At 53.0% G+C, this 15078-nt stretch carries 14 protein-coding genes; 6 read left to right on the top strand and 8 right to left on the bottom strand.

Features of this window, described 5'->3' with window-relative positions; all coding sequences use genetic code 11:
* Positions 1 to 4: 4 nt before the first annotated feature.
* The 4 genes from HEN21_RS05195 to HEN21_RS05180 all read right to left on the bottom strand — a co-directional run bounded on the left by HEN21_RS05195 (position 5) and on the right by HEN21_RS05180 (position 2644).
* Positions 5 to 217: a YdgH/BhsA/McbA family protein gene (locus HEN21_RS05195; RefSeq protein WP_000848792.1), complete on the bottom strand. Its 213-nt coding sequence runs from the start codon at positions 215 to 217 to the stop codon at positions 5 to 7.
* A 157-nt stretch (positions 218 to 374) separates the two neighbouring features.
* Entirely contained in the window at positions 375 to 791 is a 417-nt protein-coding gene (locus tag HEN21_RS05190) for an SRPBCC family protein (RefSeq protein WP_001140838.1), read from the bottom strand.
* 25 nt (positions 792 to 816) lie between these two features.
* The gene (locus HEN21_RS05185) at positions 817 to 1614 is read right to left on the bottom strand and encodes an SDR family NAD(P)-dependent oxidoreductase (protein ID WP_176251717.1); all 798 of its coding nucleotides are present in this window, start codon (positions 1612 to 1614) and stop codon (positions 817 to 819) included.
* Positions 1615 to 1633: 19 nt separating this feature from the next.
* Positions 1634 to 2644 carry an aldo/keto reductase gene (locus HEN21_RS05180; RefSeq protein WP_000023622.1) on the bottom strand — a complete coding sequence of 337 codons (1011 nt, stop codon included), beginning with the start codon at positions 2642 to 2644 and terminating at the stop codon, positions 1634 to 1636.
* A 133-nt stretch (positions 2645 to 2777) separates the two neighbouring features.
* On the opposite strand from HEN21_RS05180, the gene HEN21_RS05175 reads away from it, so the two are divergent.
* Positions 2778 to 3665: a LysR substrate-binding domain-containing protein gene (locus HEN21_RS05175; RefSeq protein ID WP_000566329.1), complete on the top strand. Its 888-nt coding sequence runs from the start codon at positions 2778 to 2780 to the stop codon at positions 3663 to 3665.
* A gap of 67 nt (positions 3666 to 3732) precedes the next feature.
* On the opposite strand, the gene HEN21_RS05170 is transcribed toward HEN21_RS05175, so the two are convergent.
* Positions 3733 to 4932 carry a BaiN/RdsA family NAD(P)/FAD-dependent oxidoreductase gene (locus HEN21_RS05170; RefSeq protein WP_021550039.1) on the bottom strand — a complete coding sequence of 400 codons (1200 nt, stop codon included), beginning with the start codon at positions 4930 to 4932 and terminating at the stop codon, positions 3733 to 3735.
* Between the two features lie 230 nt (positions 4933 to 5162).
* Here HEN21_RS05170 and pitA point away from each other — a divergent pair, with 230 nt between their 5' ends.
* Entirely contained in the window at positions 5163 to 6662 is a 1500-nt protein-coding gene (pitA, locus tag HEN21_RS05165; RefSeq protein ID WP_000902772.1) for an inorganic phosphate transporter PitA, read from the top strand.
* A 67-nt stretch (positions 6663 to 6729) separates the two neighbouring features.
* Here pitA and uspB read toward each other — a convergent pair whose 3' ends face one another.
* Complete coding sequence (gene uspB, locus HEN21_RS05160) at positions 6730 to 7065, bottom strand: universal stress protein UspB (RefSeq protein WP_000626187.1); 336 nt, start codon at positions 7063 to 7065, stop codon at positions 6730 to 6732.
* 390 nt (positions 7066 to 7455) lie between these two features.
* Between uspB and uspA the strand changes: the two genes are divergently transcribed.
* Positions 7456 to 7890, top strand: coding sequence for a universal stress protein UspA (gene uspA, locus HEN21_RS05155; RefSeq protein ID WP_000323571.1), 435 nt, complete (start codon positions 7456 to 7458; stop codon positions 7888 to 7890).
* A 299-nt stretch (positions 7891 to 8189) separates the two neighbouring features.
* On the top strand, positions 8190 to 9659 hold the full coding sequence (gene dtpB / locus HEN21_RS05150) for a dipeptide/tripeptide permease DtpB (protein WP_176251716.1): 1470 nt from the start codon (positions 8190 to 8192) through the stop codon (positions 9657 to 9659).
* Positions 9660 to 9705: 46 nt separating this feature from the next.
* Here dtpB and rsmJ read toward each other — a convergent pair whose 3' ends face one another.
* Positions 9706 to 10458, bottom strand: a complete 753-nt coding sequence (rsmJ, locus tag HEN21_RS05145) for a 16S rRNA (guanine(1516)-N(2))-methyltransferase RsmJ (protein WP_000686600.1) — start codon at positions 10456 to 10458, stop codon at positions 9706 to 9708.
* A 7-nt stretch (positions 10459 to 10465) separates the two neighbouring features.
* Positions 10466 to 12508: an oligopeptidase A gene (gene prlC, locus HEN21_RS05140; RefSeq protein ID WP_176251715.1), complete on the bottom strand. Its 2043-nt coding sequence runs from the start codon at positions 12506 to 12508 to the stop codon at positions 10466 to 10468.
* A 262-nt stretch (positions 12509 to 12770) separates the two neighbouring features.
* Here prlC and rlmJ point away from each other — a divergent pair, with 262 nt between their 5' ends.
* Positions 12771 to 13613, top strand: coding sequence for a 23S rRNA (adenine(2030)-N(6))-methyltransferase (gene rlmJ / locus HEN21_RS05135; protein WP_010349921.1), 843 nt, complete (start codon positions 12771 to 12773; stop codon positions 13611 to 13613).
* A gap of 71 nt (positions 13614 to 13684) precedes the next feature.
* A complete protein-coding gene (gene gorA / locus HEN21_RS05130; RefSeq protein WP_000160819.1) occupies positions 13685 to 15037 on the top strand; it encodes a glutathione-disulfide reductase in 1353 nt (450 codons plus the stop codon).
* Positions 15038 to 15078: the final 41 nt, after the last annotated feature.

Below are 15078 nucleotides of genomic sequence, written 5' to 3'. Positions count from 1 at the left end.
GCGATTATTTATACAGTTCGGCACTCATGGTGACGGTATTGCCCATGCGAGCGCTGGTAATTTTGTATTCAGAGGCGTTCATCTCTTTCGCTTTCTGCGCAATAACCGCTTCCGCAGAATCCAGTGTTGTACCGGTTGCTGTCACGCTTTGCGCCGATGCGTTAAACGCCGCGACAGAGAAAAGAGAAGCCGTAAAAATTGCGATGATCGTTTTCATGTTTATATTCCAGAGTGTCTTGATTGTTTGGCATTTATTAACGCGATGGGGAGAGAATACGCCTGCCGTCTGATAACATAAATGATACAAATGACAATAGACTATTCTGTTTTTGTTAATAATCAGACGCCGGACATTCCGACGCCTGTCGATCGCATCAGGCAACAAAGTTGTCCTTCAGCGCCTTGAGACCATCCCGATAGATGCCGGTAAACAGCGCCTCGGCCTCTTCGTTCGTCACATTCACCGGGGTGAATTCACCGAACCATTCCACACGGGAAACCTGGCTGTCGGCGGTTTCATGAACGGTAATGGTGGAGAGGTAATCCACCACCGGGAACGGTGCCTGAATAATGGAATAGGTATAACTGCGTTGACGGTTATCAAACGCTTCCAGACGTTCAACCACAGTGCCACCGTCAGAGGTTGTCAGCGAACGAACGCGACCACCTTCTGTCACCACACTTTTCGGGATGAATGGCAGCCAGTCTGGCAGCGCATCAAAGCCGCCCATCAATTGCCATACGGCGTCGGCAGAAGCCGGGATTTCGATTGATACAGTTGTTTTAGCCATGATAATTTTCTCTTAATTTATAGGGTTACATAGTCAGGGTGTCGACGACGCCGCCATCGACGCGCAGGGCTGCCCCTGTGGTTGCCGAGGAAAGCGGTGACGCGAGATAAACCGCCAGATTCGCCACTTCTTCCACATCCGCCGCACGCTGGATGATGGAGCTCGGACGCGAGGTTTTAACAAACTCATCGGCCTGTTCACGCGCACTGCGTCCCGACTGTGCAGCGGCATTCGCCAGCATCTCTTTCAGGCCATCGGTAAAGGTTGGCCCTGGCAGAATGGCGTTGACGGTCACACCGGTCCCCGCCAGTCGTTTCGCCAGACCATGAGAGACCGCCAGATTCGCGGCTTTGGTGACGCCGTAGTTGATCATGTCGCCAGGGATTGCCACGCCGGATTCAGACGAGACAAAGATAATCCGCCCCCAGCCCTGTTCCGTCATGCCTGGCGCATAGTGACGCGCCAGACGAACGCCGGAGAGGACGTTGACGTTATAGAAGTGCATCCACTCATCATCCGGCACGCTAAAGAAATCTTTATCGTTGAAAATACCCAGATTATTGACCAGCACATCAGCCGTTGGGACTGCAGCGATCAGCGCAGCCACGCCGTCTTCGGTGCTGAGATCGGCCACCACGCCGCGCAGTGACGCTGTGGGAGTTTGTGCCGCAATCGCAGCCATGGCGTCATCAACGCCGCTCTGTTTACGGCCGACGACAACCACCGTTGCGCCTGCTTTTGCCAGTCCGGCGGCGATACCCTGCCCAATGCCGGAGGTTGAGCCGCTGACCACCGCGACTTTACCTGTCAGATCCAGTTTCATCGTTTTCTCACCAGGTTGCTTAACGGGTCGGCAGCGGAGCGTTTTCCGCAACCAGATTTTGACGGCGCATTTCTGCCCAGAATTCAGCCGGAACAGGCGCATTCAGTGCAGCCAGATCTTCTGCCATACGGCCAGGACGGCTGGAGCCAGGAATAACCGCCGCAACGGCCGGGTTTGCCAGCGCAAACTGCAGCGCAGCTGCTTTAACGTTCACATTGAAACGTGTGGCAATGGCGTTAATTTGCGCCACTTTCTGCTGGATGGCCGCAGAGGCTTTCTGATATTCAAAGTGCTCGCCGCCTGCCAGTACGCCAGAGCTGTACGGACCACCGACAACGATATCCACATTCTGTTCCAGTGCTTCTGGCATCAGGCGTTGCAGCGCACGTTCGTGATCCAGCAGGGAATAACGCCCCGCCAGCAGGAACGCATCTGGCTTCGGTTCGTCCAGCGCCAGCGTCAGTTCGCAAGGTTCGACGCGGTTCACACCCAGTCCCCAGGCTTTAATCACACCTTCGTCACGCAAACGCGTCAGCGCACGAAACGCACCGGTACGAGCAATGTTGAACTGCTCCAGCCAGCTGTCACCGTAGAAGTCCTGCGCCGGGTCGTGGATCCAGACAATATCCAGACGGTCTGTTTTCAGGCGTTTCAGGCTGTCTTCAATCGAGCGCAGCGTGGCGTCAGCAGAGTAGTCATTCAGAATTTTGTTTTTCAGGCCGTGTTCGAACAGGCCACCTTTTTCACCGAAATCACGTTTTGCCGGATCTTCCATTTCGTCCAGCATGATGCGGCCGACTTTGCTGCTCAGAACGTATTCATCGCGTGGATACTGAGACAGCGCTTCACCCATGCGGATTTCAGAAAGGCCAGAGCCGTACAGCGGCGCGGTATCGAAGTAACGCACGCCCAGGTTCCAGGCTTCGCTCACGGTGGCGTGGGCCTCTTCTTCCGGAATGGCACGGAACATGTTGCCGAGCGGTGCGCCGCCTAAGCCAATTTTGCCGGGAAGTAAATTTTTGATACTCATAAGATGTCCTCAATTATTCGGTTTGGGTTCGGGCGTTTTTTTGCTATCGCCCTGTGACGTGGATCACATTACCTTGCGAGGTTGTGACTTGATAGGACATAATTCGTCTGACTTAAGTCCTTTGAGGTCTAACATGATTGATTTACGCCAACTGAAGTACTTCGTGGTGGTCGCAGAAGAAGAGCACGTGGGACGCGCAGCCGAGCGATTACATATCTCGCAATCACCGCTGAGCCGCCAGATTGCACAACTGGAAGAACGGCTGGGGCTGATGCTGTTTGAGCGTAATCAGCAGCGCATTCGCCTGACCGCTGATGGACAGACATTCCTTGCCGAAACACGTTCGTTGCTGACACACGCCAACCGTCTGGAGTCGTTAGGCAAACGCCTGGGACGGGGGGAAGATGGTGGCTTGTGTATTGGCTATATTGAAAACGCCATGCATTCCGGTGTGCTTTCTACGGCGCTACGTACGTTACGTGTATCGCGTCCGAATGTGCATATCGCACTTTACAGCCAACCACCAGCCACTCAGATTGAAGGCCTGCGCCAGCGCAGTCTCGATTTTTCTCTGGTCGATACGCCGCCCGCCGACAGCGAGCAGGATCTGGAATATATTCAGGTTCTGGATGATCGAATGTTGTTGGCCTTACCGCAAAATCATCCTCTGGCGCAGGAGGAAAACCTTGTTGCGTCACAACTTGGCGATGAGCAGTGGATTGCGGTGATTCATAACGACGATGCGCATTCTCGCGATCATTTTGTCGCCGCCTGTGTTAACGCTGGGTTTAATCCTGATATTCGCCTGGAAGCGGGTGAACCACTCACGGCATTAGGTCTGGTCGCTGCGGGATTAGGTCTGGCCTTAATTCAACATAGTCTGCGTCATAATGCGCCGGAAGGGGTGGTATTACGTGAATTGCCGTGGATGAATTATTCAACGCAATTATGGGCAGCATGGCATAAAGCCAACCAACGTCCGCTGGTTTCCCATTTCCGCCAGATTTTGCGCGGTGAATAAAACGTTAAGCGGGAACCATTAGTTCCCGCTTCCCGGCCTTGATGTTGATAACGGCGCCGAATTTTTATTATTTATTCACAGCCGCCAAATCCTGTGCACAAGCCCATGCGCTCGACCACGCCCACTGGAAGTTATAGCCCCCCAGCCAGCCGGTGACGTCCATCACTTCACCGATGAAGTACAGCCCCGGCACTTTGCGCGCTTCCATTGTCCGTGAAGAGAGTTCGTTGGTGTCCACACCGCCGAGCGTCACTTCGGCGGTGCGATAGCCTTCGGTGCCGTTGGGCTGCACACGCCATTCGGTCAATGTGGTAATCAGCGCCTGTTGATCACGCACGTTGAGCTGTTTTAGCGAGACATCCGGGATTTGCCCCAGTTGTTGTAACCGTTCAACCAACCGTTTCGGCAGATGAACCGCCAGGGTGTTCTTCAGGCTCTGGTTTGGATGTGCGTTACGCTGCTCATTAAGGAAGGTTTCGAGATCCACATCCGGTAGCAGATTGATGCTGACAAATTCGCCCGGCTGCCAGTAGCTGGAAATCTGTAATACCGCAGGGCCGGATAAGCCACGATGAGTGAAGAGTAAGTTCTCGCGAAATACGGTGCCGTTTTCAGCGGTGATCACCGAAGGCACCGCCACGCCCGCCAGCACCTGTAACTCTTCCAGCAACGGTTTATGCAGGGTGAATGGCACCAGGCCAGCGCGGGTTGGCAACACGTTGAGGCCAAATTGTTCGGCAATTTTATAACCGAACGGCGATGCGCCCAGACCAGGCATCGAGAGGCCTCCGGTGGCAATGACCAGTTTATCGCAGCCGACGGTCATACCGTTCAGTTCAAGCGTAAACCCCGTTTCATCCTTTGCCACACTCAGCACTTCGCTGCGCAATCGGAAGGTCACATTACCCTTTTCACACTCATCCACCAGCATGTCGACAATCTGCTGTGCAGAGTCATCACAGAAGAGTTGTCCTAACGTTTTCTCGTGCCAGGCGATGCCGTGTTTATTGACCAGATCAATGAAATCCCACTGGGTAAAGCGGGCGAGAGCTGACTTACAAAAATGCGGATTCTGGCTCAGATAGGCGCCAGGTTCGACATAAAGGTTGGTAAAGTTGCAGCGCCCACCGCCAGACATGAGGATTTTGCGCCCCGGTTTTTTACCATTATCAATCAGCAAAACTCTGCGTCCCGCCTGACCTGCCAGCGCAGAACAGAACATACCAGCCGCACCAGCGCCTATAATAATGGCATCAAACCTTTCCACGTTGCGCTCCTCTTAGAAAAAACGGGCGTGAATTGTAAAGATTCCTCAGTGGTCGCACCAGCATCAATATTACTTAGGGGAAGTATTTACCTGAATTATATAAGATAATTATTTTTTGGGTAAAAATCATACAGGAGGCAAATCAAAAAAATCTATATTTCACTTTGCCCGCGCCGCGAAAGTCACTGATAATGCGCCGCGTTCATGTCCTCAAAATGGCGTAACGTCCTATGCTACATTTGTTTGCTGGCCTGGATTTGCATACCGGGCTGTTATTATTGCTTGCACTGGCTTTTGTGCTGTTCTACGAAGCCATTAATGGTTTCCATGACACAGCCAACGCTGTGGCAACTGTCATCTATACCCGCGCGATGCGTTCTCAGCTCGCAGTGGTTATGGCGGCAGTGTTCAACTTCCTGGGTGTTTTGCTGGGTGGTCTTAGTGTTGCCTATGCCATTGTGCATATGCTACCGACAGACTTGCTGCTTAATATGGGATCGTCCCATGGTCTCGCCATGGTGTTCTCTATGTTGCTGGCAGCGATTATCTGGAACCTGGGTACCTGGTACTTTGGTTTGCCTGCATCCAGCTCTCATACGCTGATCGGCGCAATCATCGGTATTGGTTTAACCAATGCGTTGATGACCGGTACGTCAGTGGTGGATGCACTCAATATCCCGAAAGTATTAAGTATTTTCGCATCTCTGATCGTTTCCCCTATTGTCGGCCTGGTGTTTGCTGGCGGTCTGATTTTCTTGCTGCGTCGCTACTGGAGCGGCACTAAGAAACGCGCCCGTATCCACCTGACCCCAGCGGAGCGTGAAAAGAAAGACGGCAAGAAAAAGCCGCCGTTCTGGACGCGTATCGCGCTGATCCTTTCCGCTGTCGGCGTGGCGTTTTCTCACGGTGCGAACGATGGTCAGAAAGGCATTGGTCTGGTTATGCTGGTGCTGATTGGCGTCGCACCAGCGGGCTTCGTGGTTAATATGAATGCCTCTGGCTACGAAATCACTCGTACCCGTGATGCAATCAACAACGTGGAAGCTTATTTTGAGCAACACCCTGCACTGCTGAAACAGGCGACCGGTGATGATCAGTTAGTACCGACTCCGGAAGCAGGCGCAACACAACCTGCGGAGTTCCATTGCCATCCGTCGAATACCATTAACGCGCTCAATCGCCTGAAAGGCATGTTGACTGCTGACGTGGAAAGCTACGACAAGCTGTCGCTTGACCAACGTAGCCAGATGCGCCGCATTATGCTGTGCGTTTCTGACACCATCGACAAAGTGGTGAAAATGCCTGGCGTCACAGCAGATGATCAGCGTCTATTGAAGAAACTGAAGTCCGATATGCTGAGTACCATCGAGTACGCTCCGGTGTGGATCATCATGGCGGTCGCGCTGGCGTTAGGTATCGGTACGATGATTGGCTGGCGTCGCGTGGCAACGACTATCGGTGAGAAAATCGGTAAGAAAGGCATGACCTACGCTCAGGGGATGTCTGCCCAGATGACGGCTGCGGTGTCTATCGGCCTGGCGAGTTATACCGGGATGCCGGTTTCCACCACTCACGTACTCTCCTCTTCCGTAGCGGGGACGATGGTTGTTGATGGTGGCGGCTTACAGCGTAAAACAGTAACCAGCATTCTGATGGCGTGGGTGTTTACTCTCCCGGCTGCGATACTGCTCTCCGGCGGGCTGTACTGGATCTCCTTGCAGTTCCTGTAATCGCACGCATAAAAATGAGCGGGTCAGTTTTCTGACCCGCTTTTTTTATGCGTTATTGCTGTGGTACTTAATGCCAGATCATCAATGCAATCAGGCTTACCACGACCAGACCACACAAGGCGCTGGTCAGAATAAACTGCCGACGCACACGCTCGCAGCGACGAATAAACTCATCATCGTGATGATCGCGATACCTCTGAGCATAGATATACCAAACGAGACGCACCTGTTTGTTAGGTTGGCCATGTGAGGTAAAAAAGCCCCCTCCATCTACATATTGATAGAGCAATGGATCGCAATTACGCAGTACCACTAACAACGCGCGTAGTGATGAGAAATAGCGCGCCATGTTAACAATGCAAACGACACATAAAGCCCAAAATAATGCGACGGTGCTTATCATACCTCCTCCCCGGCGACCGGCCCACGGAGTTCCACTCCGGGGCTACCGCTCCCGATACGCTGCCAATCAGTTAACACCAGGTCCTGGAGAAACCGCTTTTGTCGTGACGCACATCCGAGCGGCTCTATAGATAGTGTAGGAGATCAGCTTGTTTTTTTTCCATAAGGTTAACCACTATCAATATATTCATCTCGAAAATTTGATTATCTGATTGGTAAGCAAGGCGGATTGACGGATCATCCGGGTCGCTATAAGGTAAGGATGGTCTTAACACTGAATCTTTACGGCTGGGTTAGCCCCGCGCACGTAGTTCGCAGGACGCGGGTGACGTAACGGCACAAGAAACGCTAGCTGGCCAGTCATCGACAACTTTATGGAAGGAGTAACACTATGGCTTATAAACACATTCTCATCGCGGTCGATCTCTCCCCGGAAAGCAAAGTTCTGGTAGAGAAAGCAGTCTCTATGGCTCGCCCCTACAATGCGAAGGTTTCTCTGATCCACGTAGATGTAAACTACTCTGACCTATACACCGGGCTTATTGATGTGAATCTGGGTGATATGCAGAAACGCATCTCCGAAGAGACTCATCACGCGCTGACCGAGCTCTCCACCAACGCAGGTTACCCAATCACTGAAACCCTAAGCGGCAGCGGCGATCTGGGTCAGGTTCTGGTGGATGCAATCAAGAAATACGATATGGATCTGGTTGTTTGTGGTCATCACCAGGACTTCTGGAGCAAACTGATGTCTTCCGCGCGTCAACTGATCAACACCGTTCACGTTGATATGCTGATTGTTCCGCTGCGCGACGAAGAAGAATAATCATCCCCTCCCGACTTGCTCCCGACGCCCGCTTATGCGGGCGTTCTGCTTTTGCGCACTCCTGGCCTGCAGGCTCATAGATACATAGAGCTATCCAAATTTTCAGCACCTCAAAAATCAGAATCTAAAACCACCTTACTTCAAACAACCAGCATGATTAGCTGGTTATTTTCTGTAGAAATAGTGCATATAACTATTTACCACATCAATATTAAAAATCTTAGACATCTGTAAAATCTTTCGCGCGCAATCAATTACGCATTCATACTTTTCAGGATGGTATTGGAAGGTTAATAAATATGAATACAACAACACCCACCGGGATGCTGCAACAACCTCGCCCATTTTTCATGATCTTTTTTGTCGAATTATGGGAGCGATTCGGCTACTACGGCGTGCAAGGCGTGCTGGCAGTTTTCTTCGTTAAACAGCTCGGATTCTCACAAGAGCAGGCCTTTGTCACCTTTGGCGCTTTTGCTGCGCTAGTCTATGGACTTATCTCCATTGGTGGCTATGTCGGCGACCACCTACTTGGGACTAAACGCACCATTGTTCTTGGGGCTATTGTGCTGGCGATTGGTTACTTCATGACCGGAATGTCGCTACTTAAGCCTGATCTGATTTTCATCGCCCTGGGCACTATTGCCGTCGGCAACGGCTTGTTTAAAGCCAACCCGGCAAGCCTGCTTTCTAAATGCTATCCACCGAAAGACCCGCGTCTGGATGGTGCTTTCACTCTGTTTTACATGTCGATCAATATTGGTTCATTGGTGGCGCTGTCGCTGGCACCAGTGATTGCCGATAGATTTGGTTATTCCGTTACCTATAACCTGTGCGGGGTAGGTTTGATTATCGCGCTACTGGTCTACATCGCCTGTCGCGGGATGGTGCAAAATATTGGTTCAGATCCAGACTTCCGACCACTGAACTTCGGCAAACTGTTGTACGTGTTGATTGGCAGCGTAGTGATGATCTTCGTCTGTGCATGGCTGATGCACAACGTAGAAGTCGCCAATCTGGTACTGATCGTCCTCTCCATCGTTGTCACCATTATCTTCTTCCGCCAGGCATTCAAGCTGGATAAAACCGGGCGCAATAAAATGTTTGTCGCCTTTGTGCTGATGCTCGAAGCGGTGGTGTTTTACATCCTCTACGCCCAGATGCCAACGTCGCTGAACTTCTTTGCCATCAACAACGTGCATCATGAAATTCTCGGTTTTTCCATCAACCCGGTCAGCTTCCAGGCGCTTAACCCGTTCTGGGTGGTACTCGCCAGCCCAATACTGGCGGGCATTTACACTCATCTGGGTAACAAAGGCAAAGACCTCTCGATGCCGATGAAATTTACTCTCGGCATGTTTATGTGCTCGCTGGGTTTTCTGACTGCCGCTGCTGCGGGGATGTGGTTTGCTGATGCGCAGGGGCTGACATCACCGTGGTTTATCGTGCTGGTTTACTTGTTCCAGAGCCTGGGTGAACTGTTTATTAGCGCCCTGGGGCTGGCAATGGTTGCTGCTCTGGTGCCGCAGCATTTGATGGGTTTTATTCTGGGGATGTGGTTTCTGACGCAGGCTGCCGCGTTCTTGCTCGGCGGCTATGTGGCAACATTTACCGCAGTGCCAGACAATATTACCGATCCGCTTGAGACGTTACCTGTCTACACCAACGTGTTTGGTAAGATTGGTCTGGTCACGCTGGGCGTTGCAGTAGTGATGTTGATGATGGTGCCCTGGCTGAAACGAATGATTGAGACACCGGAAAGCCATTAATTTTTTTGCAGAAAAACGGGTAGCTATAACGCTACCCGTTTTACTTTTACTCCGGCGTACCCGCATAAATATCAAAGCGATGCCCTTTGGTAACAACCGCGTTCGGTGTGGCGACATTCGCCAGCGGCGGCGCATAGTCCGGGCGCTTCACCACCACGCGTTTGGTCGCCAGCAACCGCGCAGGCTCCAGCAACCCATCGGCATCGAGATCCGGCCCCACCAGCGACTGAAACACACGCATCTCTTTTTTCACCAGCGCGCTTTTCTGCTTATGTGGGAACATCGGGTCAAGATAGACCACCTGCGGGCGCGGAGTAATATCGGTCAGCGCCGTCAGGCTGGAGGCGTGAATTAACTGCAAACGCTCCTGCAACCAGCCGCCGATTTCCGCATCGGCATAGCCACGCGCCAGGCCGTCATCGAGCAATGCGGCAACCACTGGATTACGTTCCAGCATCCGCACGCGGCAGCCGACCGAAGCCAGCACAAAGGCATCGCGCCCCAGCCCTGCGGTGGCGTCGACGACATCCGGCAGATAATCGCCTTTAATGCCCACCGCTTTTGCTACCGCCTCACCGCGACCACCGCCGAATTTGCGTCGGTGCGCCATTGCCCCGCCGACAAAATCAACGAAAATGCCGCCAAGTTTCGGCTCATCACGCTTACGCAGTTCCAGATGCTCCGGCGTTAATACCAGCGCCATCAGGTTGTCTTCATCATGTTCCAGCCCCCAGCGGGTCGCCAGAACAGATAAGGCGCCGTCTCCGGCGCCCGATTCATCAATTAAGCAGATTTTCACTGAATGATCAGCCCTTAATGCCGTAATGCTCCAGCATCGCATCCAGTTGCGGTTCACGACCACGGAAACGTTTGAACAGCTCCATCGGCTCTTCTGAACCGCCACGGCTCAGAATGTTGTCGAGGAACGACTGTCCAGTATCACGGTTGAAAATCCCCTCTTCCTCAAAGCGCGAAAAGGCATCCGCCGCCAGCACATCAGCCCACAGGTAGCTGTAGTAACCTGCTGCATAACCACCGGCAAAGATATGGCTAAATGCATGTGGGAAACGACCCCATGACGGAGACGGCACCACAGCAACCAGTTTCTTGATTTCTGCCAGGGTTTCGAGGATTTTCGCTCCCTGATCCGGGCGGAACTCTGCGTGGAGGCGGAAATCGAACAGACCGAACTCTAATTGGCGCAGAATAAACAGCGCCGCCTGGTAGTTCTTCGCCGCCAGCATTTTATCCAGCAGCTCTTTCGGCAGCGGTTCGCCGGTTTCATAGTGACCGGAGATAAACGCCAGCGCCTCCGGCTCCCAGCACCAGTTTTCCATAAACTGGCTCGGCAGTTCGACCGCATCCCACGGCACCCCGCTGATCCCGGAAACACCGGCAGTTTCGATGCGGGTCAGCATATGATGCAGACCGTGACCGAACTCGTGGAACAGGGTGATCACTTCGTCATGGGTAAACAGTGCCGGTTTACCGTTCACCGGGCGGTTGAAGTTACAGGTCAGATAAGCGACCGGTTTTTGCAACGAACCGTCGGCTTTACGCATCTGGCCTACGCAGTCATCCATCCACGCCCCGCCGCGCTTGTTTTCACGGGCATACAGGTCGAGGTAGAAGCTGCCGCGCAGTTCGTTGTTCTCGTCATACAGTTCGAAGAAACGTACATCCGGGTGCCAGACATCAACATCTTTACGCTCTTTCGCGGTGATGCCGTAAATACGTTTCACAACTTCAAACAGCCCGTTAACCGCTTTGTTTTCCGGGAAGTACGGACGCAGTTGTTCGTCGCTGATGCTGTAGAGGTGCTGTTTCTGTTTTTCGCTGTAGTAAGCGATATCCCACGGCTGCAACTCATCGACGCCAAATTCGGCTTTGGCGAAGGCGCGCAGCTGCGCCAGCTCTTTTTCACCTTGCGGACGCGCGCGTTTTGCCAGATCGGTTAAGAAATCAAGCACCTGCTGCGGGTTTTCTGCCATTTTAGTGGCAAGGGATTTAAAGGCGTAGTTTTCAAAGCCCAGCAGTTGCGCCAGTTCGTGACGCAGGGTGAGGATCTCTTCCATCACCTTGCTGTTGTCCCACTTACCGGCGTTCGGGCCTTGATCGGAGGCGCGGGTGCTGTAAGCGCGATACATCTCTTCGCGCAGAGACTGGTTGTCGCAGTAAGTCATTACCGGCAGGTAGCTTGGGATATCCAGCGTCAGCAGATAGCCTTCCAGTTCTTTCGCTTCGGCCTGGGCTTTTGCTGCAGCCAGCGCGCTTTCTGGCATCCCCGCCAGCTCCGCTTCGTCGGTGACGAGTTTGGTCCAGCCCATCGTCGCATCGAGGACGTTGTTGCTGTACTGGTTGCCCAGCTCAGAAAGACGGGTGGCAATTTCGCCGTAACGCTGCTGTTTCTCTTTCGGCAGACCGATGCCAGAGAGTTCAAAATCACGCAGTGCGTTATCAACCGCTTTCTTCTGTGCCGTGTTCAGCGTGGCGTAGTAATCGCCATCGCGCAGATCGCGGTACGCTTTGTACAGCCCTTCGTGTTGCCCTACCCAGGTGCTGTATTCCGACAGCAGCGGCAGCGTTTGTTCGTAGGCTTCGCGCAGCTCCGGGCTATTTTTCACCGAGTTCAGGTGGCTGACCGGGGAGAAAATACGTCCCAGCACATCGTCCACTTCCGCCAGCGGTTGGCAGAGATTTTCCCAGGTGTACGGTGCCCCCTGCGCTACCACGCGCTCCACATTTTCGCGGCAGTCGTTCAGCGCCTTAGTGACAGCAGGAACGACATGTTCCGGGAGAATTTTAGAAAACGGAGGCAATTCAAAGGGAGTCAGTAACGGATTCGTCATAGGTACAGTCCTGGTTAAATAGAGGGAACGAAACGCTCACAGGCGCTTTCGCCGGAGGCGACGCTGACGTCTTATCCGGCCTACGTTAATAGGCCGATGCCATCCGACGCGTAATGGGTAATAGCATGGGGTTAAGTGTAGTGAATTTCAATGAGAAACGTTACGCTTTCGCGGCGACGTCCTCTTTTCGGTATACTGTCCTGATATGCTTTTGTGCGCCCCGAATACGGGCCGATTTTTACTTACCGGAACACCTTTACCCATGCTCAGTTATCGCCACAGCTTTCACGCTGGCAACCACGCCGACGTCCTTAAACACACCGTTCAGAGCCTGATCATCGAGTCGCTGAAAGAGAAAGATAAACCGTTTCTCTATCTCGATACCCATGCGGGTGCCGGGCGTTATCAGTTAAGCAGCGAACATGCCGAGCGTACTGGCGAATATCTCGAAGGCATCGCCCGTATCTGGCAGCAGGACGATTTGCCCGCAGAACTGGAGCCGTACATCAATGTGGTAAAACACTTCAACCGTAGCGGACAGTTGCGTTACTACCCCGGTTCGCCGTTGATTGCCCGTCAGTTACTGCGTGAACAAGACAGCCTGCAACTGACCGAGCTACACCCGAGCGATTACCCGTTGCTGCGTTCTGAATTTCAGAAAGACAGCCGTGCGCGCGTAGAAAAAGCCGACGGTTTCCTGCAACTGAAAGCAAAACTGCCGCCAGTTTCCCGCCGTGGTTTGATACTTATCGACCCACCGTATGAAATGAAAACCGACTATCAGGCGGTGGTCAGCGGAATAGCAGAAGGCTACAAACGTTTCGCTACCGGCACTTACGCATTATGGTATCCGGTGGTGCTGCGCCAGCAGATCAAGCGCATGATCCACGACCTGGAAGCGACCGGCATTCGCAAAATTCTGCAAATTGAACTAGCGGTGCTGCCAGACAGCGACCGCCGTGGTATGACCGCTTCCGGCATGATTGTGATTAATCCACCTTGGAAGCTGGAGCAGCAAATGAACAACGTGCTGCCGTGGCTGCACAGCAAACTGGTTCCGGCAGGCACCGGGCACGCCACCGTAAGCTGGATCGTGCCGGAGTAATTGCAACCATCGCTGGCACCTATTACGTCTCGCGCTACAATCGCGGTAATCAACGATAAGGACAATATGTCATGACTAAACACTATGATTACATCGCCATCGGCGGCGGCAGCGGCGGTATCGCCTCCATCAACCGCGCGGCTATGTACGGTCAGAAATGCGCGCTGATTGAAGCCAAAGAACTGGGCGGCACCTGCGTGAATGTTGGCTGCGTGCCGAAAAAAGTGATGTGGCACGCGGCGCAAATCCGCGAAGCGATCCACATGTACGGCCCGGATTATGGCTTTGATACCACCATAAATAAGTTCAACTGGGAAACGTTGATCGCCAGCCGTACCGCCTATATCGACCGTATTCATACTTCCTATGAAAACGTGCTCGGTAAAAATAACGTTGATGTAATCAAGGGCTTTGCCCGCTTCGTTGATGCCAAAACGCTGGAGGTAAACGGTGAAACCATTACGGCCGATCATATTCTGATCGCCACCGGTGGTCGTCCAAGCCACCCGGATATTCCGGGCGTGGAATATGGCATTGATTCCGATGGTTTCTTTGCCCTACCCGCTTTGCCAGAGCGCGTGGCAGTTGTTGGTGCGGGTTACATCGCCGTTGAACTGGCTGGCGTTATTAACGGCCTCGGCGCGAAGACGCATCTGTTTGTGCGTAAACACGCGCCGCTGCGCAGCTTTGACCCGATGATCACTGAAACACTGGTCGAAGTGATGAACGCTGAAGGCCCGCAGCTGCACACCAATGCAATCCCGAAAGCGGTGGTGAAAAATGCCGATGGCAGCCTGACGCTGGAGCTGGAAGATGGTCGCAGTGAAACGGTGGATTGCCTGATTTGGGCGATTGGACGTGAACCTGCCAATGACAACATCAACCTCGAAGCCGCTGGCGTTAAAACCAACGAAAAAGGCTATATCGTCGTCGATAAATATCAAAATACTAACGTTGAAGGTATTTACGCGGTGGGCGATAACACAGGTGCAGTGGAACTGACGCCGGTCGCGGTGGCGGCGGGTCGCCGTCTCTCTGAACGGCTGTTTAACAACAAGCCGGATGAGCATCTGGATTACAGCAACATTCCGACCGTGGTCTTCAGCCATCCGCCGATTGGTACTGTTGGTTTAACGGAACCGCAGGCGCGTGAGCAGTACGGCGATGATCAGGTGAAAGTGTATAAATCGTCTTTCACCGCGATGTATACCGCCGTCACCACTCACCGCCAGCCGTGCCGCATGAAGCTGGTGTGCGTTGGACCGGAAGAGAAAATTGTCGGTATTCACGGCATTGGTTTTGGCATGGACGAAATGTTGCAGGGCTTCGCGGTGGCGCTGAAGATGGGCGCAACCAAAAAAGACTTCGACAACACGGTTGCCATTCACCCGACGGCGGCAGAAGAGTTCGTGACCATGCGTTAAATGTTAAAGGGCAAAGAGTAGTGTGCTCTTTGCCCTTAGCT

Source organism: Escherichia sp. 93.1518, assembly GCF_013368915.2.
GTDB classification, from domain to species: Bacteria; Pseudomonadota; Gammaproteobacteria; order Enterobacterales; family Enterobacteriaceae; genus Escherichia; species Escherichia ruysiae.
This window is presented reverse-complemented; position numbering and strand designations above follow the sequence as displayed.